The sequence below is a fragment of the Mycobacteroides immunogenum genome, from assembly GCF_001605725.1.
GTDB classification, from domain to species: domain Bacteria; phylum Actinomycetota; class Actinomycetes; order Mycobacteriales; family Mycobacteriaceae; genus Mycobacterium; species Mycobacterium immunogenum.
This window is the reverse complement of the sequence record NZ_CP011530.1, coordinates 3,475,414-3,499,210: the sequence shown is the minus strand read 5'-3', so window position 1 is coordinate 3,499,210 and position 23,797 is coordinate 3,475,414. Positions and strand designations below refer to the sequence as shown.

Genomic DNA, 23,797 nt, shown 5'->3' with positions numbered 1-23,797 from the left:
GATGGGAAAGATCACTATTGCGTGGCTACGGCAATGTGTCGCGGGCCTTGCGGTGTTGTTGGCACTGACCGCGGTGCTCGGCGTCGGATATCCGGCGGCGGTGTGGCTGGTTTCCCGTATCGACACGTCTTCCGCCGAGGGATCGCCGATCACGGATAAGAAGGGCTGTGTCATTGGATCCGGCATCATCGGCGTCGATCCGAAGGCGGCGGACGGCGGAGCCGATCCGTTCTTCCATACCCGGCTCGTGGGATCGGTATCGGACAAGGATCCCTTCGCCGTCGGCGATCCCGCCGCGGGATCTCCGACGAACCAGGGGCCCAACAGCGACCTTCTGAAGTCATTTGTTGACGAGCGGCGTGAAGCAATTGCCAAGCGTGAGAATGTCAATCCGGCTCGGGTTCCGGCCGACGCGGTAACCGGCTCGGGTTCCGGTCTTGACCCCGACATCAGTCCCGAATACGCGGCACTGCAGATTCGGAGAGTGGCCGCCGCCAATGGCCTGAGCCCGCAGCGGGTGACACAGCTCGTCAATGACCACACCGCATCGCGTCAATGGGGCATCCTGGGAGTACCGCGCGTCAACGTACCAACGTTGAACGCGGCCCTGGGTCTTACGGCCCCTAACTGCTCATGAAGGAGACTGCATGCGGGGGACCTTGCGCATCTACCTGGGGGCCGCACCCGGTGTAGGCAAGACCTTTGCCATGCTCAATGAGGCACACCGCCGCGCCGGCCGCGGCACCGATGTGGTCGCCGCGGTCGTGGAGACCCACGGCCGCAGTAAGACCGCCGAGTTGCTCGATGGGCTGGAGATCATCCCGCCCAAGGAGATGATGTACCGCGGCGCCATCATGTACGAGCTGGACGTGGACGAGGTGCTCGCGCGTAAGCCCGCCCTGGTGCTCATCGACGAGATGGCACACACCAACGTGCCGGGCAGCCGAAATGCCAAGCGTTGGCAGGATATCGACGAAATACTCGACGCCGGCATCGACGTGCTGACCACTATCAACGTGCAGCACCTGGAGAGCCTGAACGATGTCGTCGAACAGATCACCGGGATCGTGCAGCGTGAGACCGTGCCCGATGCCGTGGTGCGCCGCGCCGAACAGGTCGAGCTCGTCGATATCACGCCGGAGGCCTTGCGGCGCCGAATGGTTCACGGAAATGTCTACGCGCCCGAGAAGGTGGGCTCGGCGCTGAGCAACTACTTTCGCACGGGCAACCTGACTGCGCTGCGCGAGCTGGCGCTGTTGTGGCTGGCCGATCAGGTGGACGCGGCGCTGGCCAAGTATCGGTCCGACAATAGGATCACCAAGACCTGGGAGGCGCGCGAGCGGGTGGTCGTGGCGGTCACCGGCGGTCCGGAATCGGAGACCTTGGTGCGCCGGGCAAGCCGTATCGCGGCCAAGTCGAGTGCCGAGCTCCTGGTTGTCCACGTGGTGCGCGGCGACGGTTTGGTGGGTGCGTCCACGGCGGTCATGACGCGGGTCCGGCGGCTGGCCAACGATATTGGAGCCTCGGTGCAAGCAGTCACCGGCGATGATGTGCCGCAGACCCTGCTGGACTTCGCCCGAGGCGTCAACGCGACCCAGTTGGTGCTCGGGACCTCGCGCCGATCGCGGTGGGCACGGATTCTTGACGAGGGCGTGGCGGCCGCCGTCATCCGGGATTCGGGTGCCATCGACGTCCACATGGTGACGCATGGGCACACCTCGGGACGGTTGCGCAACTGGTCGGTGCCGCAGGACGGACGCAAGCGACTGGTCATCAACTGGCTGGCCGCGATTCTGGTGCCGCCGGCCACCGCGTTGTTCATCCATTTCTTCGACACCGCACTCGGGGTGGGCAGTAAGAGCGCCCTTTTTCTCATTGCGGTGCTGGCTGTTTCACTTCTTGGCGGTGTCTCGACCGCATTGGTGTCCGCAGTCATCTCCGGCCTGCTGCTCAACTTTCTGTTCGTGGCACCCCGGTACAGCTTCACGATCGGCGAGACCGACAACGCGCTGACCATCTTGATGATGATGGTGACCGCGGTCGCCGTCGCGGCCTTGGTCGATGCGGCCGCTACCCGGGCGCGGCAGGCCCGGCGCGCCTCCCGCGAGGCGGAACTGTTGGCGCTCTTCGCCGGCGGGGTACTGGTGAATTCGGATTTGTCCGCACTATTGGAACGAGTGCGGACCACCTACAACCAGACCGCGGTGAGCCTGCTGTGCGCGGAGGGGCCGGCCGTGGCCAGCGTGGGGGAGAACCCGTCCACCCGCGAGTCGGAGGCCGATTCGGTGTTCCGGGTCGATGACGGTGCGTACGCGCTGGCGCTCAACGGGCCACCGGTGCCGTCCAGTGATGCACGGGTGCTGCAGGTGGTGGCCGGAACCGCCGTCGGCCTGGTTCGTTCCGCGCGCCTGGCCGAGGAGGCGTCACAGGCCTCCGCGCTGGCCGAGGCGGACCGGCTGCGCCGGGCGCTGCTCTCGGCGGTCAGTCATGATCTGCGCACACCGCTTGCCGCGGTCAAGGCGGCGGTGTCGAGCCTGCGCAGCCCCGATATCGAGTTCTCGCCGGAGGACACCGCCGAACTGCTTGCCACCGTGGAGGAATCGGCCGATCAGCTCACCGCGCTGGTGGGCAATCTGCTGGATTCCTCGCGGCTGGCCGCCGGCGTCGTCAAGCCCCGAGCGGTGCCGGTCTACGTGGAGGAAATTGCCCAGCGTGCCCTGCTGGGCGCCACCGAGAACGATCGCAAACGGGTGCACCTGGACTTGGGTGGTGCCGTGGTGCAGGCAGATCCGGGTCTGCTGGAACGTGTGTTGGCCAACCTTGTCGACAATGCGCTGCGATACTCACAGGGAGACGTGCGGGTGAGCCACGAAGAGGTGGATGACCGCACGTTGGTGATCGTCGCCGATCATGGGAAGGGGTTAGAGGCGTCCAAGCGTGGCGCGGCCTTCGATGCCTTCCAGCGACTCGGCGATCGCGACAACACTGTCGGTGTGGGGCTTGGTCTTTCGGTAGTTAAGGGTTTTGTGGAAGCGATGGAGGGCACGGTGAACGCGACCGACACGGCCGGCGGCGGTCTGACCATGATCGTCGATCTACCCAGTGCTGGTTACTCTCCTGTCGGGGGAATCCGGTGACGCGGGTACTGGTGGTGGACGACGAGCCGCAGATTCTGCGCGCCATGCGCATTAACCTGTCGGCGCGCGGCTACGAGGTGGTGACAGCGTCGTCGGGCGCGGGTGCGCTGCGGGCAGCTGCCGAGACTCAGCCCGAAGTGGTCATTCTGGACCTCGGACTGCCCGATATGGACGGCACCGAGGTGTTGGCTGGGTTGCGGGGCTGGACCGAGGTGCCGGTCATCGTGCTCTCGGCACGCACTGATTCCGCGGACAAGGTAGAGGCGCTCGACGCGGGTGCCGACGATTACGTCACCAAACCTTTTGGCATGGACGAGTTCCTGGCCAGGCTGCGGGCCGCGGTGCGCCGTGGCACACCCGACAGTACTGAACCGGTGGTCCATACCGAGACTTTTGACGTAGATCTGTCCTCGCACAAGGTGATCCGTGATGGCAGAGAGGTACACCTGACGCCCACCGAATGGTCGATGCTGGCAGTGCTGGTGCGTAATCGCGGGAAACTGGTGGGGCAGAAGGAGTTGCTACACGAAGTGTGGGGTCCGGCATACAGCTCCGAAACTCATTATCTGCGTGTATATCTCGCGCAGTTGCGGCGTAAGCTGGAAATCGATCCGGCGCACCCCAAGCATCTGCTCACCGAAGCCGGTATGGGCTACCGCTTCCAGGAGTGACCCGTCAGAACGGTGGGCGACCGAGGTCGATCTGTTGTACGTCGGGATCGCAACCGGGGCGGTACTTGGGCACCAGCTGTCCGTAGGTGGCCCGGAAGTTATCGGCGCCGACCTTCTCGACGCTTTCCGGTGAGGCCAGGAGAAGATAGATACCCATCGGGGTGATCCGCTTGGTGAAGCAGGTATCGACCACTGTGAAGGTTTGTCGCATGGCGGACGTCGGCACGATCTTGGGGTCGCCGGGTGGGATGTACACCAGCTCCTCGATGCGGGGAGCCCAGGAACCAGACAACAACTGCGCCCGTACCTCGCTGTACGGACGCAGCAACAGTGACTCTAGCGCCACTATCGGTTCTGCCGCGGCAGTTGGCGCCCAGAAAAATGAAGCACAGAAAGTCGCCGCGGCTGTGCAGGCGGCGATTACATAGCATTGCGGGCGTGACGTCATTATGGGTAGAGCGTACGGGCAATCGGCGCTACACGGGGCACAGCTCTCGAGGCGCGGAAGTGCTGATCGGATCGGAGACAGTGGACGGGGTCTTCACCCCCGGTGAGCTGCTCAAGATCGCCCTCGCGGCCTGTAGCGGAATGTCCAGCGATCAGCCTCTCGCGCGCCGTCTCGGTGAGGATTACCAGGTACGCATTGATGTCAGTGGCCCTGCCGATCGGGAGCAGGAGCGTTACCCGGTGCTCGACGAGAAAATGGTCATCGATCTGAGCGGGCTGACACCCCAGGAGCGTGACCGAGTGTTGACGGTGGTGGAGCGCGCCATCGACCAGGTGTGCACCGTCGGCCGCACCCTGAAGGCCGGAGCCGAGGTGAACTTCAGTATTGAGTCCTGAGGTCCGCCTCTCCGCCTGGGTGCACGGCCACGTTCAGGGGGTCGGGTTTCGGTGGTGGGTGCGGTCCCGCGCCCTTGAACTCGGCCTGACCGGATATGCCGCGAACACGCGCGATGGCCGGGTACACGTGGTCGCGCGGGGTGGCAAGGCGCCGTGTGAACGGCTGCTGGCCATGTTGAACAGCGGTGAAACACCAGGTCGCGTAGATCTCGTGGTCGATAGCTGGCAGGAGCCCGGCGAGCCCATCTCCGGGTTTAGCGAGCGATAGCGCCAAGACCGGTATTCTGGCCCGCTGTGCACCTCAAGAGTCTGACGCTGAAGGGCTTCAAGTCCTTTGCTTCGCCGACGACTCTGCGCCTTGAACCCGGTATCACCTGCGTCGTCGGACCCAATGGTTCGGGTAAGTCCAATGTCGTGGACGCCCTGTCCTGGGTGATGGGGGAGCAAGGCGCCAAGGCGCTGCGTGGTGGAAAGATGGAAGACGTCATCTTCGCGGGTACATCTAGCCGCGCCCCGCTGGGCCGCGCCGAGGTGACCTTGACCATCGATAACTCCGACCATGCGCTGCCGATCGAATACTCCGAGGTGTCGATTACCCGCCGCATGTTCCGCGATGGTGCCGGTGAGTACGAGATCAACGGCCAGACCTGCCGCCTGATGGACGTGCAGGAGCTGCTGTCCGATTCGGGTATCGGCCGGGAAATGCACGTGATCGTCGGCCAGGGACGGCTCTCCCAGATCCTGGAGTCCCGGCCGGAGGATCGTCGCGCCTTCGTCGAGGAGGCGGCCGGGGTGCTCAAGCACCGCAAGCGCAAGGAAAAGGCCGTCCGCAAGCTGGAGTCGATGGCGGCCAACTTGGCCCGATTGACAGACCTCACGACTGAGCTGCGGCGACAACTCAAACCCCTTGGCCGTCAAGCGGAAGTCGCCCGCCGCGCCGCTACCGTGCAGGCAGATCTGCGGGATGCGCGACTGCGCCTGGCCGCCGATGACTTGGTGTCCCGCCGGGCGGATTTCGATGGGACCAACGACGCCGAAACGGCGTTGCGCAAGCAACACGCGGAGATCACCGACAACCTCGATGTGGCAACCGCGCTGCTCGCAGAGCACGAGAGCGCATTGAACGAATTGATGCCACAGGCCGAGCTGGCGCAGCAGACCTGGTTCCGGCTCTCGGCACTGGCCGAACGCGTCAGTGCCACGGTGCGGATCGCCGGTGAGCGGGCCAGTCATCTCGATGAGGTGGCGGTCACGCCGACCGGACCCGATCCCGAGGAGTTGGAGGCGCAGGCCGAGCGTGTCGCCGAGCAGGAACGCCTGCTCATCGCGCAGCTGGAAACGGTGACAGAGCAATTGGCCACCGCCAAGGCCGAGCTGTCCGCCAGGGAATCCGCGGTTGCCCAAGCGCAACGGCAGCACCTGGCCGCCGTCGCCGCCGAGGCGGATCGCCGTGAGGGCCTGGCCCGGCTCACCGGTCAGGTGGACACCATGCGCACCCGATTGGAGTCCATTGACGGTCAGGCCCAACGTCTGACCGAAGCAATCGGCGAGGCGACGGTGCGGGGTGAGGATGCCCAGACCGAGTTCGACACCGTGAAAGCCCGGGTCGCCGAGCTCGATCAGGGTGAGGTGGGGCTGGACGAGCACCACGAGCGCTCGATCTCGGCGTTGTCCATCGCCAATGAGCGGGTCGCCGAGCTGCAGTCGGCCGAACGTCAGGCCGAGCGACAGATCGCCTCGCTCAAGGCACGTATCGACGCACTGGCCATCGGTCTGGAACGCAAAGATGGATCCGCGTGGCTTGCGGAAAATCGCAGTGGCGCTGGAATTTTCGGATCCATTGCGCAGCTGGTCAAGGTGCGGCCGGGTTATCAGGGCGCCATCGCCACCGCGATGGGTCCGGCCGCCGATGCGGTGGCGGCCGAGAATCCCGCCGCGGCGCAGGCGGCCGTGGCCGCGCTGAAGGCTTCCGACGGAGGTCGGGCGGCCATCGTGTTCGGCGACTGGCCCGCACATCCGCACGCGCGCCCGGCGCTCACGCTGCCGCCCGGCGCGCACTGGGCCACCGATCTGGTGGAGGCGCCGCAGCGGCTGGCGGCCGCGGTGTCGGCGATGCTGGCGTCGGTGGTGGTGGTCGACGAACTCGGTGCCGCCATCGAAGTGGTGCTGGCCAACCCGCTGTTGCGGGCAGTGACCATCGACGGCGACCGGGTGGGTGCCGGCTGGGTTGCCGGCGGCTCGGACAAGAAGCAGAGCACCCTGGAGGTCCAGGCTGCCATCGAGGCCGCGGGAGAAGAGCTGCGGGCCACCGAGACTCAGGTAGGTGAGATTTCCGCGGCGCTGGCGGGCGCGCTCGCCGAGCAGACCGCGCGCCAAGACACCGCCGAACAGGCGCTGGCCGCGCTCAACGAATCAGATGCGGCCATCTCGGCGGTGTATGAGCAGCTGGGACGTGTCGGTCAGGACGTTCGTGCGGCCGCCGAAGAGGTGAAAAAGCTCACCCTGCAACGTGATCAGCTGGAGCTGAGCCGGGCCAAGTCGCTGGAAGAACTGGCCGAGATCGAGTCTCGGCTGCGTAATGCCGAAGAGGCGCCCAACCTCTTCGACGATGAGCCCCTGGATCGTGACGATATGGCGATCGAGCTGGAAGAGGCCCGTTCCGTCGAGATCGAAGCGCGCCTTGCGGTGCGCACCTCCGAGGAGCGGGTGAACTCCGTTCGTGGCAAGGCTGATTCGTTGCGCCGCGCCGCGGTGGCGGAACGTGAAGCACGGGCCAGGGCGGCGCGGGCCGCTGCGGCACGGATGCGGGCGGCGGCCATGGCGAGCACAGTCGCTGCCCTTGGCCGCGAGGTCGCGGCCCGCCTGGAACATGTGGTCGCCGCCGCCTCGGCGCGGCGCGATGAACTGAGCGCGACTCGCGCACAGCACACCTCGGCGATCGGTGCCGTGCGTGAGCAGGTTCGCGAACTCACCCAGGCGCAGACACGTCTGACCGACGCGCTGCATCGTGACGAGGTAGCCAAAGCCCAAGCGGCACTGCGCATCGAGCAGCTCTCAGAGCAGGTGCTCGAACAGTTCGGAATGGCCGCGGACGACCTGATCGCCGAATACGGCCCGCATGTCGAGCTGCCGCCGTCGCAACAAGAGATCGATGAATACGAGCAAGCTCGTGAGCGTGGCGAGCAGGTGAGCGCACCCCAGCCGATGCCCTTTGACCGGGACACCCAGGAGCGGCGCGCGAAGCGGGCCGAAAAGGACCTGCGCGAGCTTGGCAAGGTGAATCCCCTTGCGCTGGAAGAGTTCGCCGCATTGGAGGAGCGATACAACTTCCTCTCCACGCAGCTCGAGGACGTCAAGGCGGCCCGTAAGGATCTGCTCGATGTGGTGGCCGATGTGGACGAGCGGATCTTGCAGGTGTTCACCGAGGCCTACGCCGATGTGGAGCGTGAGTTCAAGGGTGTTTTCTCGTCGCTGTTCCCCGGTGGCGAGGGACGGCTGGTGCTCACCGACCCCAACGACATGCTCACCACCGGCATCGAGGTGGAAGCACGCCCGCCGGGCAAGAAGGTCAAGCGCCTCTCGCTGCTCTCCGGCGGAGAGAAGTCGCTGACCGCCGTTGCCATGCTGGTGGCAATCTTCCGGGCGCGGCCCTCACCCTTCTACGTGATGGACGAAGTGGAAGCGGCGCTCGATGATGTCAACCTGCAACGTTTGATCGGCCTGTTCGAGCAGCTGCGCGAGAAGTCGCAGCTGATCGTCATCACTCACCAGAAGCCGACGATGGAAGTCGCCGACGCGCTCTACGGCGTCAGCATGCGTGACGACGGCATCACCCAGGTGGTCTCGCAGCGCATGCGTGGCCTAGAGACCCAGCTCGCGAGCCAGAACACCTAGCGCCCGCGGGCGATCGGCGGGATCACCCAGCACCTGGATGGCCACCTGGGTAGCACCGGCATCCCGGTGCTCGTGCAGTCGTGCCGCGATCTGTTCCGGCGTGCCATAGGCGATCAGGGTGTCGATCAGCTTGTCGCTGCCGGGCTTGGCCAGATCGTCCTTGCTGCCCGCGAATCGCTCCAACATTGTCAGGTAGTTGGTCAGGCCGAGGTAGAGGTCGAGGGCCTGGCGACCCAATGCGCGGGCCTCGTTCGGGTCGGTGGTGAGGACCACTTTTTGCTCAGGAACGATGATCGCGTCGGGTCCGAGAAGCTCACGGGCCCAACGGGTGTGTGCCGGCGGTGTGAGGTAGGGATGGGCCAGGGCCGAGCGATCAGCCGCCAGCTTGAGTGACTTCTCCGCCAGTGCGGCTAAGCCCCGGCCCTCTCGCGGCACCCCGACCTCGTCGAGTGCGTCGAGGTATTCGACCAGCCCGGTGTACGGCTTGTAGGGCACGCCGCTGTCGATCTCGGGGTGTCCGGCCCCGATACCCAGAATGAAACGCCCGGGATGGGCCGCCTCGATCCGCTGCCAAGACCGCCCGGCCTGCTGTGCCGGCGCCGACCAGATGTTCACGATCGCGGTCACGATCCGAATCCGCTCGGTTGCCGACAACAACGGATCGACCCATGGCAGATCGGCGGGGGGAGAGCCACCGAGCCAAGCCGTATCGAAACCAAGGCTTTCGACGGTTCGCAGCAGATCTGCGTCCACCGCGTCGTAATGGGCGAAAAATCCGAACGGGGTGAACTCCGGTGTGGTCACCTCACGGCGAACGCGCGGGCCCGCCGCGGGTATTCCCCAGCCGGGTTACTTGTCGGAGCCGCAGGTGCAGCTGGAGCCACACTGACAGTCGGTGCAGGTGCAGTTCGGGTTGTCGCACGCGCCGGCCTTCTCGGCTGCGACAGTCTCATTGCTAGTCATGCATATGATGCTACGCCCCGGCGGGCTAATTCCTCGGCGGTTCCGAAACGTTGGTGCGCCACCAGATGGCCGCGCCGACGGCCGCCAACCCGAGGATGAACAACCACGGCCAGGCGCCGTGCAGATACACCCAGCCGGAGATGGTGCGCTGAATCTTCCCGGCCGCGTTGATGATCGGATCGTCTGGATTGCCGTTGGCGTGAAACAGCCGCACCTCGTAGCTGCCGTAGTACCCCACATAGGCGCCCACGACGATCAGGATGGCGCCGCTGATCCGGTTCAGATAGGGAAGCGCGCGGCGCATCGCCTTCAGCAACACCGTGCTGGCCAGTGCGGTCGAGACGGCCAACGTCCCCACCACCAGGGTGATGCCGGACGCATACGCCAGGTAGACCATCACGCCGTCGAACAGGGAGCCACTCTCGAAGGTGGTGCTGGTGACCGCCAGAAAAGGCCCGATGGTGCAGGACAACGAGGCCACCGCATATCCCACGCCGTAGCCGAACATCGAACCCAGCCTGGTGGTGGGGGCGTTCGCGTCCAGCACCTTGGGCATCAGCGCGATGATGTCGCGCCCCGCCAGTAGCCACAGACCGAGGATGACCAGACCGATTCCGAAAACCACTGTCACGAAAGGCAGATAGCGCTGCACGACCGATGCCACCGACACGGTCAGCAGGCCGAAGACGGTGAACACCGCGACGAACCCAGCCGCCATCACCACGGTTGCTATCACGGCGCGGGCCAGCGCCTGCGACTTGCCGATCTCGGCCCCCGGTCCACGCACCACGAGTGCCAGATAGACCGGCAGCAATGCGAAACCGCACGGGTTGAGCGCGGCGATCAGCCCCGCTGCGAAGGCCAGAGATGTCAGGTGAGTGCCTTCACCCGGTCGCTGAGCTCTTGCTCGGACATCGACGATGTGGGGTTGTTCACAAAGTCCGAAGTGCCGTTGGAGTTGATGAACAGATAGGCGGGCTGCCACGGCACCCCGAACTGCCGCCACAACGAACCGTCCGCGTCGTTGAGGTTCGTGAAGTGAAGGTTGTAGCGCGCGATGAATGCCTCCATCTCCCCGACGGACCCGCGGCCGGAGATGCCGACGAAGGTTACCCGGGGGTTGGCCGCCGATACCGCGCTCACATGCGGGCCTTCGCCATTGCAGAACGGGCAGTACGCCGCCCAGAACCACAGCACCACCGGCTTGCCTTTGAGGCTGGCGCCGTTGAACGGAGCACCGGAGACCGTGGTGCCGGTGAAATCGAGCAGCGAGTCGGCTCGCGCGACAGGCGTCCGGACGATGCCTGCCGATATCAACAACACTGCGGCGGTGACCGCAAGGGTCCGCGCCACGGCCCGAAATTTGTTACGTCCCCCGAATTGGATATTCATGTCAAGAACCTCCTGGGACCCAAAACACAGCGCCAACACAGTGTGACTTCCGCAGTGTATGACGGGTTTCTCGTGTTTAGCGGGGGCTTGACCGGGTACGCAGGGAAATTCGCCGCAGACCTGCGACGGTGTTGACGTCGGCGCAGTGCATGGCGATGCGCAGCTCATCGAGGAACTGTTCGAGCCAGGCAATCACGGCCCGCGGTGACTGCACTGCCGGTGCCAGCAGGGGTAGCGCGACCGACACCACGTTCGCGCCCAGGGCGATCGCCTTGGCGGCATCCATCCCAGTACGGATGCCGCCCGAGCCGATCAGTGGCATATGCGGTAGCTCGGCGTGCACTTCGACAAGTGCCTCCGCGGTCGGGATACCCCACTCGGCGAGGTCGGGAGAGGTGATGGCGCCGAACCGGACGAACTGCTCAACCCGGGCCCATGAGGTGCCGCCCGCCCCGGCGACATCGATCGCCGCCAGCCGGCATCCGCCGAGGCGGCGCGCCGCGGCCCCGCTGATTCCGTGGCCGACCTCCTTGAGCAGCATCGGGAATTCGACGGCGTGGGTCAGTTCCGCGAGGCGGTGTACCTGCCCGGTGAAGTCGGTATCACCTCCGGGTTGCACGGCCTCCTGGAGCGGGTTGGTATGTACCGCCAGCGCGTCGGCGCCTACTTGCTGTACCAGGGTGTTGAGCGCGTCGGCGGGGGCGATGTTGCCGAGCTGCGCCAGCCCGATATTGCCGATCAACAGGATGTCGGGAGCTACGTCGCGGACCGCGAAGGTGTCCGCGCTGTCCGGGTCGACCAGCATCACGCGCTGAGAACCGAGCATCATGCCGATGCCGAGCTCTTGAGCGGCCGCCGCGAGGTTGCGGTTGATGGTGGACGAAAGTTTCGCGCCACCGGTCATCGCGCCGATGAGAACGGGAGCCGACAGCCGCTTGCCCAGAAACTCGGTGGACAGGTCGACACCGGCGAGGCTGGAGTTGGGTAACGCCATATAGGGCAGGTCGAGTCGCTCCAGGCCGGTGGTGCGGGTGACGTACTGCACTGGATCACTCAGGCAGGCGTCAATGTGGCGCTTCTTGCGTTCCTGTAACAATGCCCTGGTGCCTCTTGAAGTGTGGATCGCCATCGCGATCGTCGCCGTCGTGGTTGTTGCCGCACTGGTCTTCGGACTGGTGCGTTACCGCTCCCGTCGTATCAGCCTGACACGTTCCGACAAAAACGCGGGGATCACCGAGGGCGCCACACCGACCGACAGGTCCGGCGGATACACCGCCGGTTCCACCATCACCTTCAGCGAGGGCGGCGCGCAAGCGGCTCCGCTGCCCACCGTGGGAGATGACGCGGAAATTCCGCGGGACGCGCCGCGGCGCACCATCTCCAACGTCCAACTGCCCGAGCCAGCTCCGGAACCCGAGCCCGAGCCCGTTGAGGTCCCCGAACCGGTTGCGGCCCCCAAAGCAGAGCCAGAATCTGAAGCCGAGCCCGAGCCCGAGCCGGCTCCAGAACCTGAACCTGAACCCCAGCCCGAGGCCGCGCCCGCGCCGGTGCTCGATGAGATCGCGCCCGTCGCCGGACGGCTCGACCGGCTACGGGGACGGCTGGCCAGCTCACAGAACGCGGTCGGGCGCGGCTTGCTCGGGCTCTTGGGTGCCGGCGACCTCGACGAGGAATCCTGGGAAGAGGTCGAGGACACCCTGTTGATCGCGGACCTGGGTACGGCGGTCACCACCTCGATCGTGGACAGGCTGCGCAGTGAGATGGCGGCGCGTAGCGTGCGCACCGAGGCGCAGGCCCGGGCGTTGCTGCGTGAGGTGCTGATCGACGAGCTGCAGCCCGACCTCGACCGGTCGATCAAGGCGCTGCCACACAACGACAAACCCTCGGTGCTGCTCATCGTCGGAGTGAACGGCACCGGCAAGACCACCACGGTGGGCAAACTGGCCCGCGTGCTCGTGGCCGATGGGCGCCGCGTGGTGCTGGGGGCGGCAGACACCTTCCGCGCGGCCGCCGCCGACCAGCTGCAGGCCTGGGGGCAGCGCGTGGGCGCTCAGGTGGTCCGGGGTGCCGAGGGCGCCGATCCCGCGTCGGTGGCCTTCGACGCCGTCGACGCCGGTATCCGTGAGGGCGCCGATGTCGTGGTTGTCGATACCGCCGGACGACTGCACACCAAAACCGGCCTCATGGACGAGCTGGGCAAGATCAAACGCGTGGTGGAGCGCCGCGCCGATGTCGACGAGGTGCTGCTGGTGCTGGACTCCACCATCGGGCAGAACGGTCTGGCGCAGGCGCGAGTATTCGCTGACGTGGTGGACATCACCGGAGTGGCGCTCACCAAGCTCGATGGAACAGCCAAGGGCGGCATAGTCTTTCACGTGCAGCGCGAGCTCGGCGTGCCGGTGAAGCTGGTCGGCCTGGGGGAGGGGCCCGACGATCTGGCGCCGTTCGAGCCGCCCGCCTTCGTCGACGCTCTACTGGGCTAGACGACAACCGGTAACAGACGCGAAACACACGCGCGCTCTCTCGGAAACATCTGCTGAGCACTCTGCATGGGCAGAGTCCAAGCTTCAAGATCCCCGAGAGGAATGCCGCTAGTGGATGGTTTCCCAACAATGGGTGTCCCGAATACCGGGGACACCGCGTGGATGCTGGCCAGCGCCGCGCTGGTGTTATTGATGACACCCGGTCTGGCCTTCTTCTACGGCGGCATGGTCCGCGCGAAGAACGTGCTCAACATGATCATGATGAGCATCAGTGCCATGGGCCTGGTGACCGTGCTGTGGGTGCTGTACGGCTACTCGATGGCCTTCGGGAACGACGTCTCGAACCTCTTCGGCGATCCTGCGCAATACTTCGGACTCAAGGGACTTATCGGTGCCAACGGTGCCGACGCCGTCGCGGCGGACCCGGCCAACGGCGTGGACGCCGCTGCCGCGGTTCATATCCCTCTGGTGGGAACGCTTCCGGCCACGGTATTTGTGGCGTTCCAGCTCATGTTCGCGATCATCACCGTCGCCCTCATCTCGGGTGCGGTCGCCGATCGGTTGAAGTTCGGGGCTTGGCTGCTGTTCGCGGGTCTGTGGGTGACCATCGTGTATTTCCCGGTCGCACACTGGGTGTTCGCGTTCAACAAGGCCGCATCGGAGACGGGTGGCTGGATCGCCAACAAACTTCTCGCTGTCGACTTCGCCGGTGGTACCGCGGTGCACATCAACGCCGGTACCGCGGGCCTGGTGTTGGCGCTGATTCTCGGCAAGCGCAAGGGCTGGCCCGGCACGCCGATGCGGCCGCATAATCTTCCGTTCGTCATGCTCGGTGCGGGTCTGCTGTGGTTCGGCTGGTACGGATTCAATGCCGGATCGGCAACCAGCGCCAATGGTTTGGCCGGCGCGACCTTCGTGACCACCACCGTGGCCACCGCGGCCGCCATGTTGGGCTGGCTGCTCACCGAACGGATTCGTGACGGACACGCCACCTCGCTGGGCGCCGCATCCGGAATCGTCGCCGGGCTGGTGGCCATCACTCCGTCCTGTTCGTCGGTGAATGTTGTTGGTGCTCTTGCTATTGGCGCCATCGCGGGCATCCTGTGCGCATTGGCGGTGGGGCTGAAGTACCGGCTGGGATTTGACGACTCGCTGGACGTCGTGGGTGTACACCTGGTCGGTGGAATCGTGGGCACATTGCTCATCGGATTCTTCCTCGCTCCGGGCACCGGTGCGGCCGCCACCGAAGGCGTCAAGCTCGGCCTTTTCTACGGCGGCGGGCTAGAACAGTTGTGGCGTCAAGCGGTTGGTGCCGGGGCGGTTCTGCTCTATTCGGCGATAGGCACCGCTATCGTTGCTTTCATCGTGAAGTACACCATTGGCCTGCGCATCAGCGACGAGGGAGAGGCGGCTGGCGCCGACGAATCCCAACACGCTGAGGGTGCATACGACTTTGTCGCACTGGGAAGTGGTTCGGTTATCGGCCGCCACGTCAGCGGCAGGGAGGAATGAGGGACATGAAGCTGGTCACCGCGATCGTCAAACCGTTCACACTCGAAGATGTCAAGACCGGTCTGGAGCAGGCAGGCATCCTCGGCATGACGGTGAGCGAGGTGCAGGGCTACGGCCGGCAGAAGGGCCACACCGAGGTGTACCGCGGCGCTGAATACTCGGTGGACTTCGTGCCGAAAGTTCGTGTCGAGGTAGTGGTTGACGACAGCGCCGTCGACAAGGTGGTGGAGGTCATCGTGACCGCAGCACGCACCGGCAAGATCGGCGACGGCAAGGTGTGGGTGAGCCCCGTGGACTCGGTGGTGCGTGTGCGCACTGGCGAGCGGGGCGCCGATGCCCTCTAACCGCTCAGTACTTCAAACGGAACGGTAATCACTATGGGCGCCGCAACGGACCTCGTGGCCGCCAGGGCGCAGCTGCTCGGTGATAGCGGTCGGCTGAATGCCGCCGCTATCAGGGAGGCGATGACCGACCTCAATGAGCTGTGGCTGACGACAAAGGCCACCGAGGTCGGCATCACCGACTCCAGTGGATTCGCCATCGTGGCACTTGGTGGATTGGGTCGACGCGAAATGCTGCCGCACTCGGATCTGGATCTGGTGCTGCTGCACGACGAGAACATCGCGCCGGAAACTCTCAGCGAGGTGGCCGACGGTCTGTGGTACCCGTTGTGGGACGCCAATATTCGGCTGGATCACAGCGTCCGTACGGTTGCCGACACCTTGCATGTGGCCGGGCAGGAGATGTCGGCGGCCCTGGCTCTCCTCGACGCCAGGCACATCGCCGGCGATGCGCAGCTGTCCAGCCTGATGATCGGCGGAGTGCGCCAGCAGTGGCGTTCGCAGATCCGGACGCGACTGGACGAACTGATCGAATACACCCAGGCCAGATGGCGGCGCAGTGGCGAGATCGCCCACCGCGCCGAACCCGACCTGAAGTCGGGCCGCGGTGGCCTGCGTGATGTTCAGTTGTTGCGCGCGTTGGCCATTGCCCAGCTCACCGACAGCGGCTTGGCCAAGTCGTTCGACGGTGCGCATTCGGTGATTCTGGATGTTCGCACCGAATTGCATCGTGTCGCCGGACGGGAACGCGACCAGCTGCTGGCTCAGTTCGCCGATGAGATCGGTGCCGCGCTGCGCATCGGTGATCGCTTCGATCTGGCCCGGATGCTCTCCGATGCCGCACGTACCATCAGCTACTCGGTGGATGTGGGTTTGCGCACAGCCGCCAATTCGATTCCCCGGCGCGGTATTTCGGCGTTGCGGCGTACCGTCCGGCGCCCGATCGACGAAGGGGTGGTGGAGCATGCGGGTGAGGTTGTGTTGGCCCGCGACGCCCGCCCCGAGCGTGACCCGTCGCTGATCTTGCGGGTGGCGGCGGCGTCGGCGACCACCGGTCTGCCGATTTCGGCGTCCACCCTGGCACGTTTGGCAGAGTCGGCGCCTGAGCTGCGCACGCCGTGGCCCCGTGAGGCTCTCAAGGATCTGTTGGTGCTGCTGGAGGCCGGGCGTCCTGCGCTGGCCACCATCGAGGCTTTGGATCGAACCGGGTTGTGGGGCAGGCTGTTTCCTGAATGGGGACCGGTGCGCGACCTACCGCCTCGGGATATCGTCCACATCTGGACCGTCGACAGGCATCTCGTCGAGACGGTGGTGCAGGCCAGCGCCTTCACCACCAGAGTCTCCAGGCCCGACCTGTTGGTTCTCGGCGCGTTGGTCCACGACATCGGCAAGGGCCGTGGCGGTGACCACAGTGTCGTCGGCGCGGACCTGGCCGTGCAGATCGGCACCAGGCTGGGGCTGTGGCCCTCGGACGTGGAGCTGCTGTCCAAGATCGTGCGGTATCACCTGCTGCTGCCCAACACCGCGACGCGGCGCGACTTGGCTGACCCGGAAACCATTGATGCCGTGGTCAACACGCTCGGCGGTGACCTGCTGCTGTTGGAGCTGCTGCAGCAGCTCGCCGAGGCCGATTCGCTGGCGACGGGCCCCGGAGTGTGGGGCGACTGGAAGGCATCGCTGATCGGAGAGTTGGTGCGCAAATGCCGGCTCGTGATGCGTGGAGAGCAACTGCCCGAACCTGATCCCATTGACCCGGAGCTGCTTTCATTGGCCGCCGATGGGGGAGTGCAGGTACGGCTGGTGCCGGCCGGTTCGCCGCACATGTACACCGTGAGCCTGATCGCGCCCGATCAGCGCGGTCTGCTGTCCAAAGCCGCCGGGGTGTTATCGCTGAACTCGCTGCGGGTGTTCTCGGCGTCGGTGGCCAGCCATGCCGGGTCGGCCATCAATACCTTCGAGGTATCGCCACGGTTCGGTTCGCCTCCGGCGGCCGGACTGCTGCGCCAACAGCTCATCTCGGCCATCGATGGCGATACCGACATCATCGCGGCCCTCGACGAACGCGAACGCGAGTCGGCGCAGTTCGCCACCGGCGTCGTCGGGGACACCACGCCGGCGGTGCCCACGAACTACGCGCCCGCCCCACCCCGCATCCGCTGGTTCGAGCCTGCCGGGAACGCGGACCAGCAGATCGTGGAGATCCGCACCTCGGACGCGCCGGGTCTGTTGGCGCGCATCACCGCGACGCTGGAGCGCCACGGGGTGGATATCGCCTGGGCCAGGGTCAACACTCTCGGCTCCTCGGTCGTCGACACGTTCTGCCTGAGCACGGGCCCCGAGCAGGCGGTCTTGGAAGCCGCCATCGCCTCGGTGCTCCCGGCGGTCGCGCCGCAGCCGAAGAAGGCCGCCAGCTAGCGCACCGACACGCCGCCCGACGGCGGACACGTGCGATACGAACCCGCCACCATGCGGCGTGTCGGCGCGAAGAGGACTGCCAGCTAGGCTGGTCGACGTGTTTGAATCGCTGTCTGACCGGTTGACCGACGCCCTTGCCGGCCTACGGGGCAAGGGACGTCTGTCCGACGCCGATATCGACGCGACCTGCCGGACCATCCGGCTGGCGCTGCTGGAAGCCGACGTGGCCCTGCCCGTCGTGCGTACCTTCATCGCGCGCATCAAGGAGCGCGCCAAGGGCGCCGAGGTTTCGGGTGCGCTGAACCCGGCGCAGCAGGTCGTCAAGATCGTCAACGAGGAGCTGATCGGCATCCTCGGCGGGGAAACCCGCCAGCTGGCCTTCGCCAAGACCCCGCCGACCGTGATCATGCTCGCCGGTCTGCAGGGTGCCGGTAAGACGACGCTTGCCGGAAAACTCGCCAAATGGCTGAAGGGCCAAGGACATACCCCACTGCTGGTGGCCTGCGACCTGCAGCGCCCGGGCGCGGTGAACCAGCTGCAGGTGGTCGGTGAGCGTGCCGGGGTGTCCGTCTACGCCCCGCATCCCGGGACCGCAGACGGCGGGCTGGAGGTGGGCTCGCTGGTCGGTGACCCGGTCGCCGTCGCCCGCGACGGTCTGGCCCATGCCAAGGCCCAGCATTTCGACGTGGTGCTCGTGGACACCGCCGGCCGCCTCGGTATCGATGCCCAGCTGATGGACCAGGCGGCACGCATCCGCGATGCCGTCGACCCCGATGAGGTGCTGTTCGTCCTCGACGCCATGATCGGTCAGGACGCGGTGAGCACCGCGGAAGCCTTCCGGGAAGGCGTCGGATTCACCGGTGTGGTCCTGACCAAGCTCGATGGTGACGCCCGCGGTGGCGCCGCGCTGTCGGTGCGCGAGATCACCGGCACCCCGATCTTGTTCGCGTCGACCGGCGAAAAGCTGGAGGACTTCGACGTCTTCCACCCGGACCGAATGGCCAGCCGCATCCTGGGCATGGGCGACCTGCTGTCTTTGATCGAGCAGGCCGAACAGCACTTCGACGCCGAGCAGTCGCTGGCCGCCGCCGAGAAGATCACTTCGGGGGAACTGACGCTCGAAGATTTCCTGGAGCAGATGCTGGCGATCCGCAAGATGGGCCCCATCGGCAATCTGCTGGGCATGCTGCCCGGAGCCGGGCAGATGAAAGAGGCCCTGGCTGCGGTGGACGATCGCCAACTCGATCGAGTGCAAGCCATCATCCGCGGCATGACACCGGCCGAGCGGACCGATCCGAAGATCATCAACGCGTCCCGGCGGTTGCGTATCGCCAACGGCTCCGGCGTGACGGTCGCCGAAGTCAACCAGCTGGTCGATCGCTTCTTCGAGGCGCGCAAGATGATGTCCTCCATGGCGGGCCGCATGGGTATGGGCGCCATCAACCGCAAGAGCAACCGCAAGGGCGGCAAGAACAACAAGAAGGGCAAGAAGGGCTCACGCGGCCCCACCCAACCGAAGGTCCGGGGAGGATTCCCCGGCATGGCCGGGCTGCCCGGAGGAATGCCTGCCGGATTCCCTGATCTGTCGGGGATGCCGGAAGGTTTGGGCGAACTGCCGCCCGGCTTGGCCGATATCGACATCTCGAAGCTGAAGTTCCCCAAGAACTGAGCCTGATGCGCGCGCACCTGCGTGGACGAACTCTTCCGTCCGGAGAGCCAATCGAGCTGTGGGTGCACGACGGCGTCATCAGCCTCGAGCCGATCGCGGGCGCTGACACCGTCTTCGACAGCGGGTGGCTGCTGCCCGGACTTGTCGACGCGCACTGCCACGTGGGCATCGGGCCGCATGGCCCCACCTCACTCGAGGAGGCAGTCACGCAGGCCGAAGCCGAGCGCGACGTGGGTGCGCTGTTGCTGCGTGACGCGGGATCGCCGGTAGATACCCGCGGTTTCGACGAGCGCGAAGACCTGCCACGGATCATCCGCGCGGGCAGGCACCTGGCCAAGCCCAAGCGCTACATCCCCGGGCTGCCCATCGATATCGAGGACGACGCGCAGTTGCCGGAAGCCGTTGCACTGCAGGCACGTTGGGGCGACGGCTGGGTGAAGTTGGTGGGGGACTGGATTGATCGGGCCGTCGGGGATCTGGCTCCGCTGTGGTCGGACGAGATTCTCGCGGAGGCCATCGACGCCGCGCATGCCAACGGCGCCCGGGTCACCGCCCATGTTTTCGGTGAGGACGCGCTGCCCGGCCTGATCCGCGCGGGAATCGACTGCATCGAGCACGGCACCGGTCTTACCGACGACACCATCGCGATGATGGCCGAACACGGCACCGCGCTTGTCCCGACCGTCATCAACATCGAGAACTTCCCCGGTATCGCGGACAAGGCAGGAAAGTACCCGCGCTACGCGCAACACATGCGCGACCTGTACGCGGGCCTGCACACGACCTTCGGAAACGCATACGACGCCGGCATCCCGATCTATGCCGGTACCGATGCCGGTGGTTCTATCGCGCACGGGCGCATCGCCGATGAGGTTGCCGCGCTCACCAGGATCGGCATGAGTCCCACCGATGCGCTGGGTGCGGCCTCGTGGCGGGCGCGGGATTGGCTGGGCCGGGCGGGCCTGGACCACGGGGCACCGGCCGACCTCGTCGGATACCGCGCCGACCCTCGGAGTGGACCCGAGGTGCTGTCGCGTCCCGACCTCGTCATGCTGCGCGGCCGCATTCGATAGAGTGCCCGTCATGCGTTTTGCGGTGGCGGTGGTGGTGAGCCTGGGGCTGGTGATGGTCGCCCCGGCCGCGATTGCTCGCGCCGGGACCGGTTGCGCCGAGTTCAATACCATGGATGAGGCAGGCAAATTGGGCGCCGTCCAGGAAGCCGCTGCCGAAGGCAGTGTTGTCGCTCAGATATCTGCCAAGGATGCCGTCTCGCTGGCCATTGCGATGTGTCGGGTGCGCACCTCCGAGACCGTGACCCAGGTACTCAACTCCAAGGGCTAAAGCGAACCGACGCTGGTCGAACCGTCATTGACGAAGCCCCAGTCGAACAGGCTCGCGGCCTGGTCCCAGTAGGTGGGTCCACCCTCATGGATCAGGCCGTACATCATGACCACCACCAGCCGCTTGCCGTCGCGCTCGGCAGCAGCCACGTAGGTTTTGCGCGCCAGGTCGGTGAATCCGGTCTTGCCGCCGATCACTCCCGGGTAGCGATACATCAGCTCGTTCTGGTTGTGCAGCACACGGCCAGGGAAGTCGGCGGTGGGCTGCCGGGTGATGTCCGCGAAGACCGGATTGGCCAGCGCCGCACGGAAGATCACCGCCAGGTCATGTGGGCTGGTACGCATGTCCATGCCCGGTGCGTCCAGTCCGGAGGGGGAGGCGGTGTGCGTGGCGGTGGCGCCGAGCGACGCGGCTTTCGCGTTCATCTTCTCCACCGCGGCCTCGCGGCCGCCGAGCATATGAGCCAGCGTGTTCGCCGCGTCATTACCGGATTCCAGCAGCGCACCTTCGAGCAGATCGTGCGTGGTGTACGTCTGACCGGCCTTGATCCCGACACAGTTGCACTCGGCATGGGAGTCGGCGGCATCGGCGACGACGGTGGCATCCAGCGGTAGCTCGTCGAGAGCCACCAGGGCCAACAGGACCTTGATGGTGCTGGCCGGGGGGTGCACGGCGTTGGGCTCGCGCGCGGCCAGGATCTGGCCGGAGTCCAGATCAGCGACCAGCCACGCCTGCGCGGGCCCCTCGGGCGGCGGTGGCGCCATGTCAGCGTGCGCGACGCCGACCGACATCACCGACAAGAACAGGGCGCTGAGCACCGCCAAGGAACGGTTTCGCAGAGTGGACATCGGGTCCGACACTAGCGCAGCGCCGATTCCACATGATCGAGGTCCAGCGATGGCACGAACTGCGGCTGCTGATACAGCTCTCGCAAGCGGTCCTGTGGAATAGCTTGCAACGCAGACTTTTTGATCTTGTCGCCGCCGCCGGCTGCCCACGCACTGTCCCACACCATGGCGAGCGTGCGGGCGCTGTCGGCCATCAGGATCCCGGTTTGCTCGCCAAACTGGGCCCATAGCCCGTCTTGGGTTGCCACCACGGGCTTACCGCCCAGCGCGACGAACGCGTCGATCAACTGCGTCGGTGCCAGCCGCTGCGCCGATCGGTTCATCAGCTCCACGGTCGCCAGTGCCGCATGTTGGCCATCGTCCACCAGCGCCAGTTCGCCGAGGGAGGTCACAGCGGCGGGTATCGCCGCCACCAGCTCTTGTGCGTGCCGATCGATCATCTTCGACTCGTAGCAGGAGTGGACACCGGCGCCGGTGCCGTTGGGATAGCCGTCCGCGAGGTAGCTGCCGTGCAGCGGTTGTGAGGCGTCGCCGATGTAGTGCGCCAAGAGACCGGCCGCGCACACGAACTGGTCGAGCTGCTTGCTTTTGACGAAGCCGACCATAGCGTCGTAGAACTGCCAGACCCGGAACGGCAGCAGGCCGCGCTTGTCCTGGGTGGTGTGACCGCGTTCGTCGTAGAACTGTTGCCATTTGGCCACCGTGAGGTTGGCGATGTCCTGCAGGCACAGGTCTCGCACGATCGAGCCGTCCGGTCCGGGCTCATCGATATCGGCGTAGTGGCAGGGATGCTCGGGGCCCTGCGACCGGTACCCGGTCATGTGGTCGTCGCGGCCGCCCGTGACCTTGCTCGGCAGGTTCTTCCAGACCAAGTCCGGCACGTCGGCGAGCGGGATGATGCCGTCCGGGTTGCTGCGCGCCTCCTTGAGGCGCTGCGCGATTGTCTTCGGGTCCAGCTCGGACAGCGAGAAACTGATGGCATCCAGATTGGCCTGCATCAGCGTTTTGAGGTTCGGTGAGCGGATCGCGTCGGGGGTGAAGGTCGCGATGCTGTAGTGGCCGGTCTGTCCCCAGAATGGGTGGGCACCATCTTGCTGCCCCACGACCGGTTCCACGTCAAGCAGATTGCACACCGTGCTCAGGCTCGTGGCGAGCGCGAAGTTCATGGTGCATCGGGTGGTTCCATCCAGGAATGCCTGCCCGCCCCATTCCACGGCAAGGGGAGCGGGCCGTGGCCGGTTCTCGGTGAGGTGCCAGATCATGCCGGAATCGCCCGGAATCGTTTGCGGGCCTTGCTGATCCGGTGCGATGAGAAAGTCCGAGACGTACTCCGAGCCCCCTACCGACTTGTATCGGTAGAACAGTGCCATCACCTTGCCGGCCACCAGGCCCGAACCCGCGCCGTGCGCCACCACGGGCTGGTCGATCAGATCGAGCCCGTTGGTCATGTCGCCGGTGTCGACCATGGGGCCGATATCGCCGATGCCGTAGGCGGTCGACGTCCATTCTCCGGCGTCATCGACATCGACCAGGCCGATGTCCAGCGTGAGGTAGGTGTTCGTCATCGAGAAGGGATACACCTCATCGAACGGCAGCCTGGTGAGCTGCTGCCCGCTGGAAACCCCGATGCGCGAACGGGTCAGGCCGCGCACCATATCGATTTCTTGTCCGGCCGGTCCGCAGACGTGGCGGTTGGTCAACGCGTAGAGCGTGTGCCCGTCGGATACGAGACAACCGGCGGTCGCGGTGTGCGACTGATTCTGGACATCGACCACGATCGGGAGCCCGCCGCCCAGCAGTGTGGTGGGCCAGCGCGTCTGCGCCGGGTTCCGCCGGGCGGTGGACACGGGCGCCGGATCCACCTGAACCTTGCAGACCGGGACCACCCGGCCGTCGGGCATGAACAGTTGCTTGGGCACGTAGTCGTACGGGGTAAGTGACTTGGGGGCGGCCCAGTCGCTGATGAAAACCATCACGCAGGGCCACGAAAACCCCTGTTCGACCTGCGAATTGGCCAGTGTGCGAGCCCCGCCGGGCTGCTTGCGAATCAGATAACGGCCGATGGCGGTGCCCACCACGTTGGGTTTGTTGACCAGGTGATGGTGATAGAGGTCGCGGGCCGCCAGCAGATCGGTGACCGACAGGGCTTGTAGGTTGTCCACCGTTGTTTGGTTGTTCGCACGCGCGGGGCTCATCCCTGATTCGTAGCGTCCGCGAACCAGATGCCGGTGCGCATGGGGTGAACAGCAGGTGAATCGCGGCTGGGAATACCCCGGGAACATAAGCGG

20 protein-coding genes are annotated in these 23,797 nt (G+C 65.8%); 13 read left to right on the top strand and 7 right to left on the bottom strand.

What is annotated here, in order from left to right:
• The first annotated feature begins 1 nt into the window (after window position 1).
• From ABG82_RS17215 to ABG82_RS17205, 3 genes are read left to right on the top strand one after another with little or no spacing between them, the layout of a single operon-like run.
• Window positions 2-637 (top strand): potassium-transporting ATPase subunit C, encoded by a 636-nt coding sequence (locus tag ABG82_RS17215; protein ID WP_043079052.1) that lies wholly within the window; start codon window positions 2-4, stop codon window positions 635-637.
• Between the two features lie 10 nt (window positions 638-647).
• On the top strand, window positions 648-3,137 hold the full coding sequence (locus tag ABG82_RS17210; RefSeq protein WP_043079051.1) for a sensor histidine kinase: 2,490 nt from the start codon (window positions 648-650) through the stop codon (window positions 3,135-3,137).
• Window positions 3,134-3,808, top strand: a complete 675-nt coding sequence (locus ABG82_RS17205) for a response regulator (RefSeq protein ID WP_043079050.1) — start codon at window positions 3,134-3,136, stop codon at window positions 3,806-3,808. The genes ABG82_RS17210 and ABG82_RS17205 overlap by 4 nt, the downstream gene beginning before the upstream one ends.
• A 4-nt stretch (window positions 3,809-3,812) precedes the next feature.
• Here ABG82_RS17205 and ABG82_RS17200 read toward each other — a convergent pair whose 3' ends face one another.
• The gene (locus ABG82_RS17200; RefSeq protein ID WP_043079049.1) at window positions 3,813-4,256 is read right to left on the bottom strand and encodes a hypothetical protein; all 444 of its coding nucleotides are present in this window, start codon (window positions 4,254-4,256) and stop codon (window positions 3,813-3,815) included.
• Between ABG82_RS17200 and ABG82_RS17195 the strand changes: the two genes are divergently transcribed.
• Genes ABG82_RS17195 through smc form a run of 3 tightly spaced genes read left to right on the top strand, consistent with a single transcriptional unit; the run spans window position 4,247 to window position 8,545 of the window.
• Entirely contained in the window at window positions 4,247-4,651 is a 405-nt protein-coding gene (locus ABG82_RS17195; RefSeq protein WP_043079048.1) for an OsmC family protein, read from the top strand. The two genes, ABG82_RS17200 and ABG82_RS17195, sit on opposite strands and share 10 nt — an antisense overlap.
• On the top strand, window positions 4,641-4,919 hold the full coding sequence (locus ABG82_RS17190) for an acylphosphatase (protein WP_043079047.1): 279 nt from the start codon (window positions 4,641-4,643) through the stop codon (window positions 4,917-4,919). Before ABG82_RS17195 ends, ABG82_RS17190 begins: the two co-directional genes overlap by 11 nt.
• A gap of 26 nt (window positions 4,920-4,945) precedes the next feature.
• Window positions 4,946-8,545 (top strand): chromosome segregation protein SMC, encoded by a 3,600-nt coding sequence (gene smc, locus ABG82_RS17185; protein ID WP_043079046.1) that lies wholly within the window; start codon window positions 4,946-4,948, stop codon window positions 8,543-8,545.
• Here the strand turns inward: smc and ABG82_RS17180 are convergent.
• The 4 genes from ABG82_RS17180 to fni all read right to left on the bottom strand — a co-directional run bounded on the left by ABG82_RS17180 (window position 8,513) and on the right by fni (window position 11,945).
• Window positions 8,513-9,349 carry a TIGR03620 family F420-dependent LLM class oxidoreductase gene (locus ABG82_RS17180; RefSeq protein ID WP_052511065.1) on the bottom strand — a complete coding sequence of 279 codons (837 nt, stop codon included), beginning with the start codon at window positions 9,347-9,349 and terminating at the stop codon, window positions 8,513-8,515. The two genes, smc and ABG82_RS17180, sit on opposite strands and share 33 nt — an antisense overlap.
• A gap of 184 nt (window positions 9,350-9,533) precedes the next feature.
• Complete coding sequence (locus ABG82_RS17175) at window positions 9,534-10,382, bottom strand: cytochrome c biogenesis CcdA family protein (protein WP_179948713.1); 849 nt, start codon at window positions 10,380-10,382, stop codon at window positions 9,534-9,536.
• Window positions 10,379-10,900, bottom strand: coding sequence for a protein disulfide oxidoreductase (locus ABG82_RS17170; RefSeq protein ID WP_043079045.1), 522 nt, complete (start codon window positions 10,898-10,900; stop codon window positions 10,379-10,381). Before ABG82_RS17170 ends, ABG82_RS17175 begins: the two co-directional genes overlap by 4 nt.
• Window positions 10,901-10,976: 76 nt before the next feature.
• Window positions 10,977-11,945, bottom strand: coding sequence for a type 2 isopentenyl-diphosphate Delta-isomerase (gene fni, locus ABG82_RS17165; RefSeq protein WP_043079044.1), 969 nt, complete (start codon window positions 11,943-11,945; stop codon window positions 10,977-10,979).
• A 22-nt stretch (window positions 11,946-11,967) separates the two neighbouring features.
• Between fni and ftsY the strand changes: the two genes are divergently transcribed.
• The 7 genes from ftsY to ABG82_RS17130 all read left to right on the top strand — a co-directional run bounded on the left by ftsY (window position 11,968) and on the right by ABG82_RS17130 (window position 20,661).
• The gene (gene ftsY, locus ABG82_RS17160; protein WP_174544334.1) at window positions 11,968-13,383 is read left to right on the top strand and encodes a signal recognition particle-docking protein FtsY; all 1,416 of its coding nucleotides are present in this window, start codon (window positions 11,968-11,970) and stop codon (window positions 13,381-13,383) included.
• 129 nt (window positions 13,384-13,512) lie between these two features.
• Window positions 13,513-14,895, top strand: coding sequence for an ammonium transporter (locus tag ABG82_RS17155; protein ID WP_043079043.1), 1,383 nt, complete (start codon window positions 13,513-13,515; stop codon window positions 14,893-14,895).
• Between the two features lie 5 nt (window positions 14,896-14,900).
• Window positions 14,901-15,239: a P-II family nitrogen regulator gene (locus ABG82_RS17150; RefSeq protein ID WP_005056967.1), complete on the top strand. Its 339-nt coding sequence runs from the start codon at window positions 14,901-14,903 to the stop codon at window positions 15,237-15,239.
• 33 nt (window positions 15,240-15,272) lie between these two features.
• Window positions 15,273-17,651: a [protein-PII] uridylyltransferase gene (locus tag ABG82_RS17145; protein ID WP_043079042.1), complete on the top strand. Its 2,379-nt coding sequence runs from the start codon at window positions 15,273-15,275 to the stop codon at window positions 17,649-17,651.
• A gap of 97 nt (window positions 17,652-17,748) precedes the next feature.
• Window positions 17,749-19,320: a signal recognition particle protein gene (gene ffh / locus ABG82_RS17140; protein WP_043079041.1), complete on the top strand. Its 1,572-nt coding sequence runs from the start codon at window positions 17,749-17,751 to the stop codon at window positions 19,318-19,320.
• A gap of 5 nt (window positions 19,321-19,325) precedes the next feature.
• Window positions 19,326-20,393 (top strand): amidohydrolase family protein, encoded by a 1,068-nt coding sequence (locus ABG82_RS17135; protein ID WP_043079040.1) that lies wholly within the window; start codon window positions 19,326-19,328, stop codon window positions 20,391-20,393.
• Window positions 20,394-20,403: 10 nt separating this feature from the next.
• On the top strand, window positions 20,404-20,661 hold the full coding sequence (locus ABG82_RS17130) for a hypothetical protein (protein ID WP_078343350.1): 258 nt from the start codon (window positions 20,404-20,406) through the stop codon (window positions 20,659-20,661).
• On the opposite strand, the gene ABG82_RS17125 is transcribed toward ABG82_RS17130, so the two are convergent.
• Both ABG82_RS17125 and ABG82_RS17120 read right to left on the bottom strand, forming a co-directional pair.
• Window positions 20,658-21,521 carry a D-alanyl-D-alanine carboxypeptidase family protein gene (locus ABG82_RS17125; protein WP_078343276.1) on the bottom strand — a complete coding sequence of 288 codons (864 nt, stop codon included), beginning with the start codon at window positions 21,519-21,521 and terminating at the stop codon, window positions 20,658-20,660. The two genes, ABG82_RS17130 and ABG82_RS17125, sit on opposite strands and share 4 nt — an antisense overlap.
• On the bottom strand, window positions 21,521-23,704 hold the full coding sequence (locus ABG82_RS17120) for a Nal1-like putative serine protease (RefSeq protein ID WP_043079038.1): 2,184 nt from the start codon (window positions 23,702-23,704) through the stop codon (window positions 21,521-21,523). Before ABG82_RS17120 ends, ABG82_RS17125 begins: the two co-directional genes overlap by 1 nt.
• Window positions 23,705-23,797: the final 93 nt, after the last annotated feature.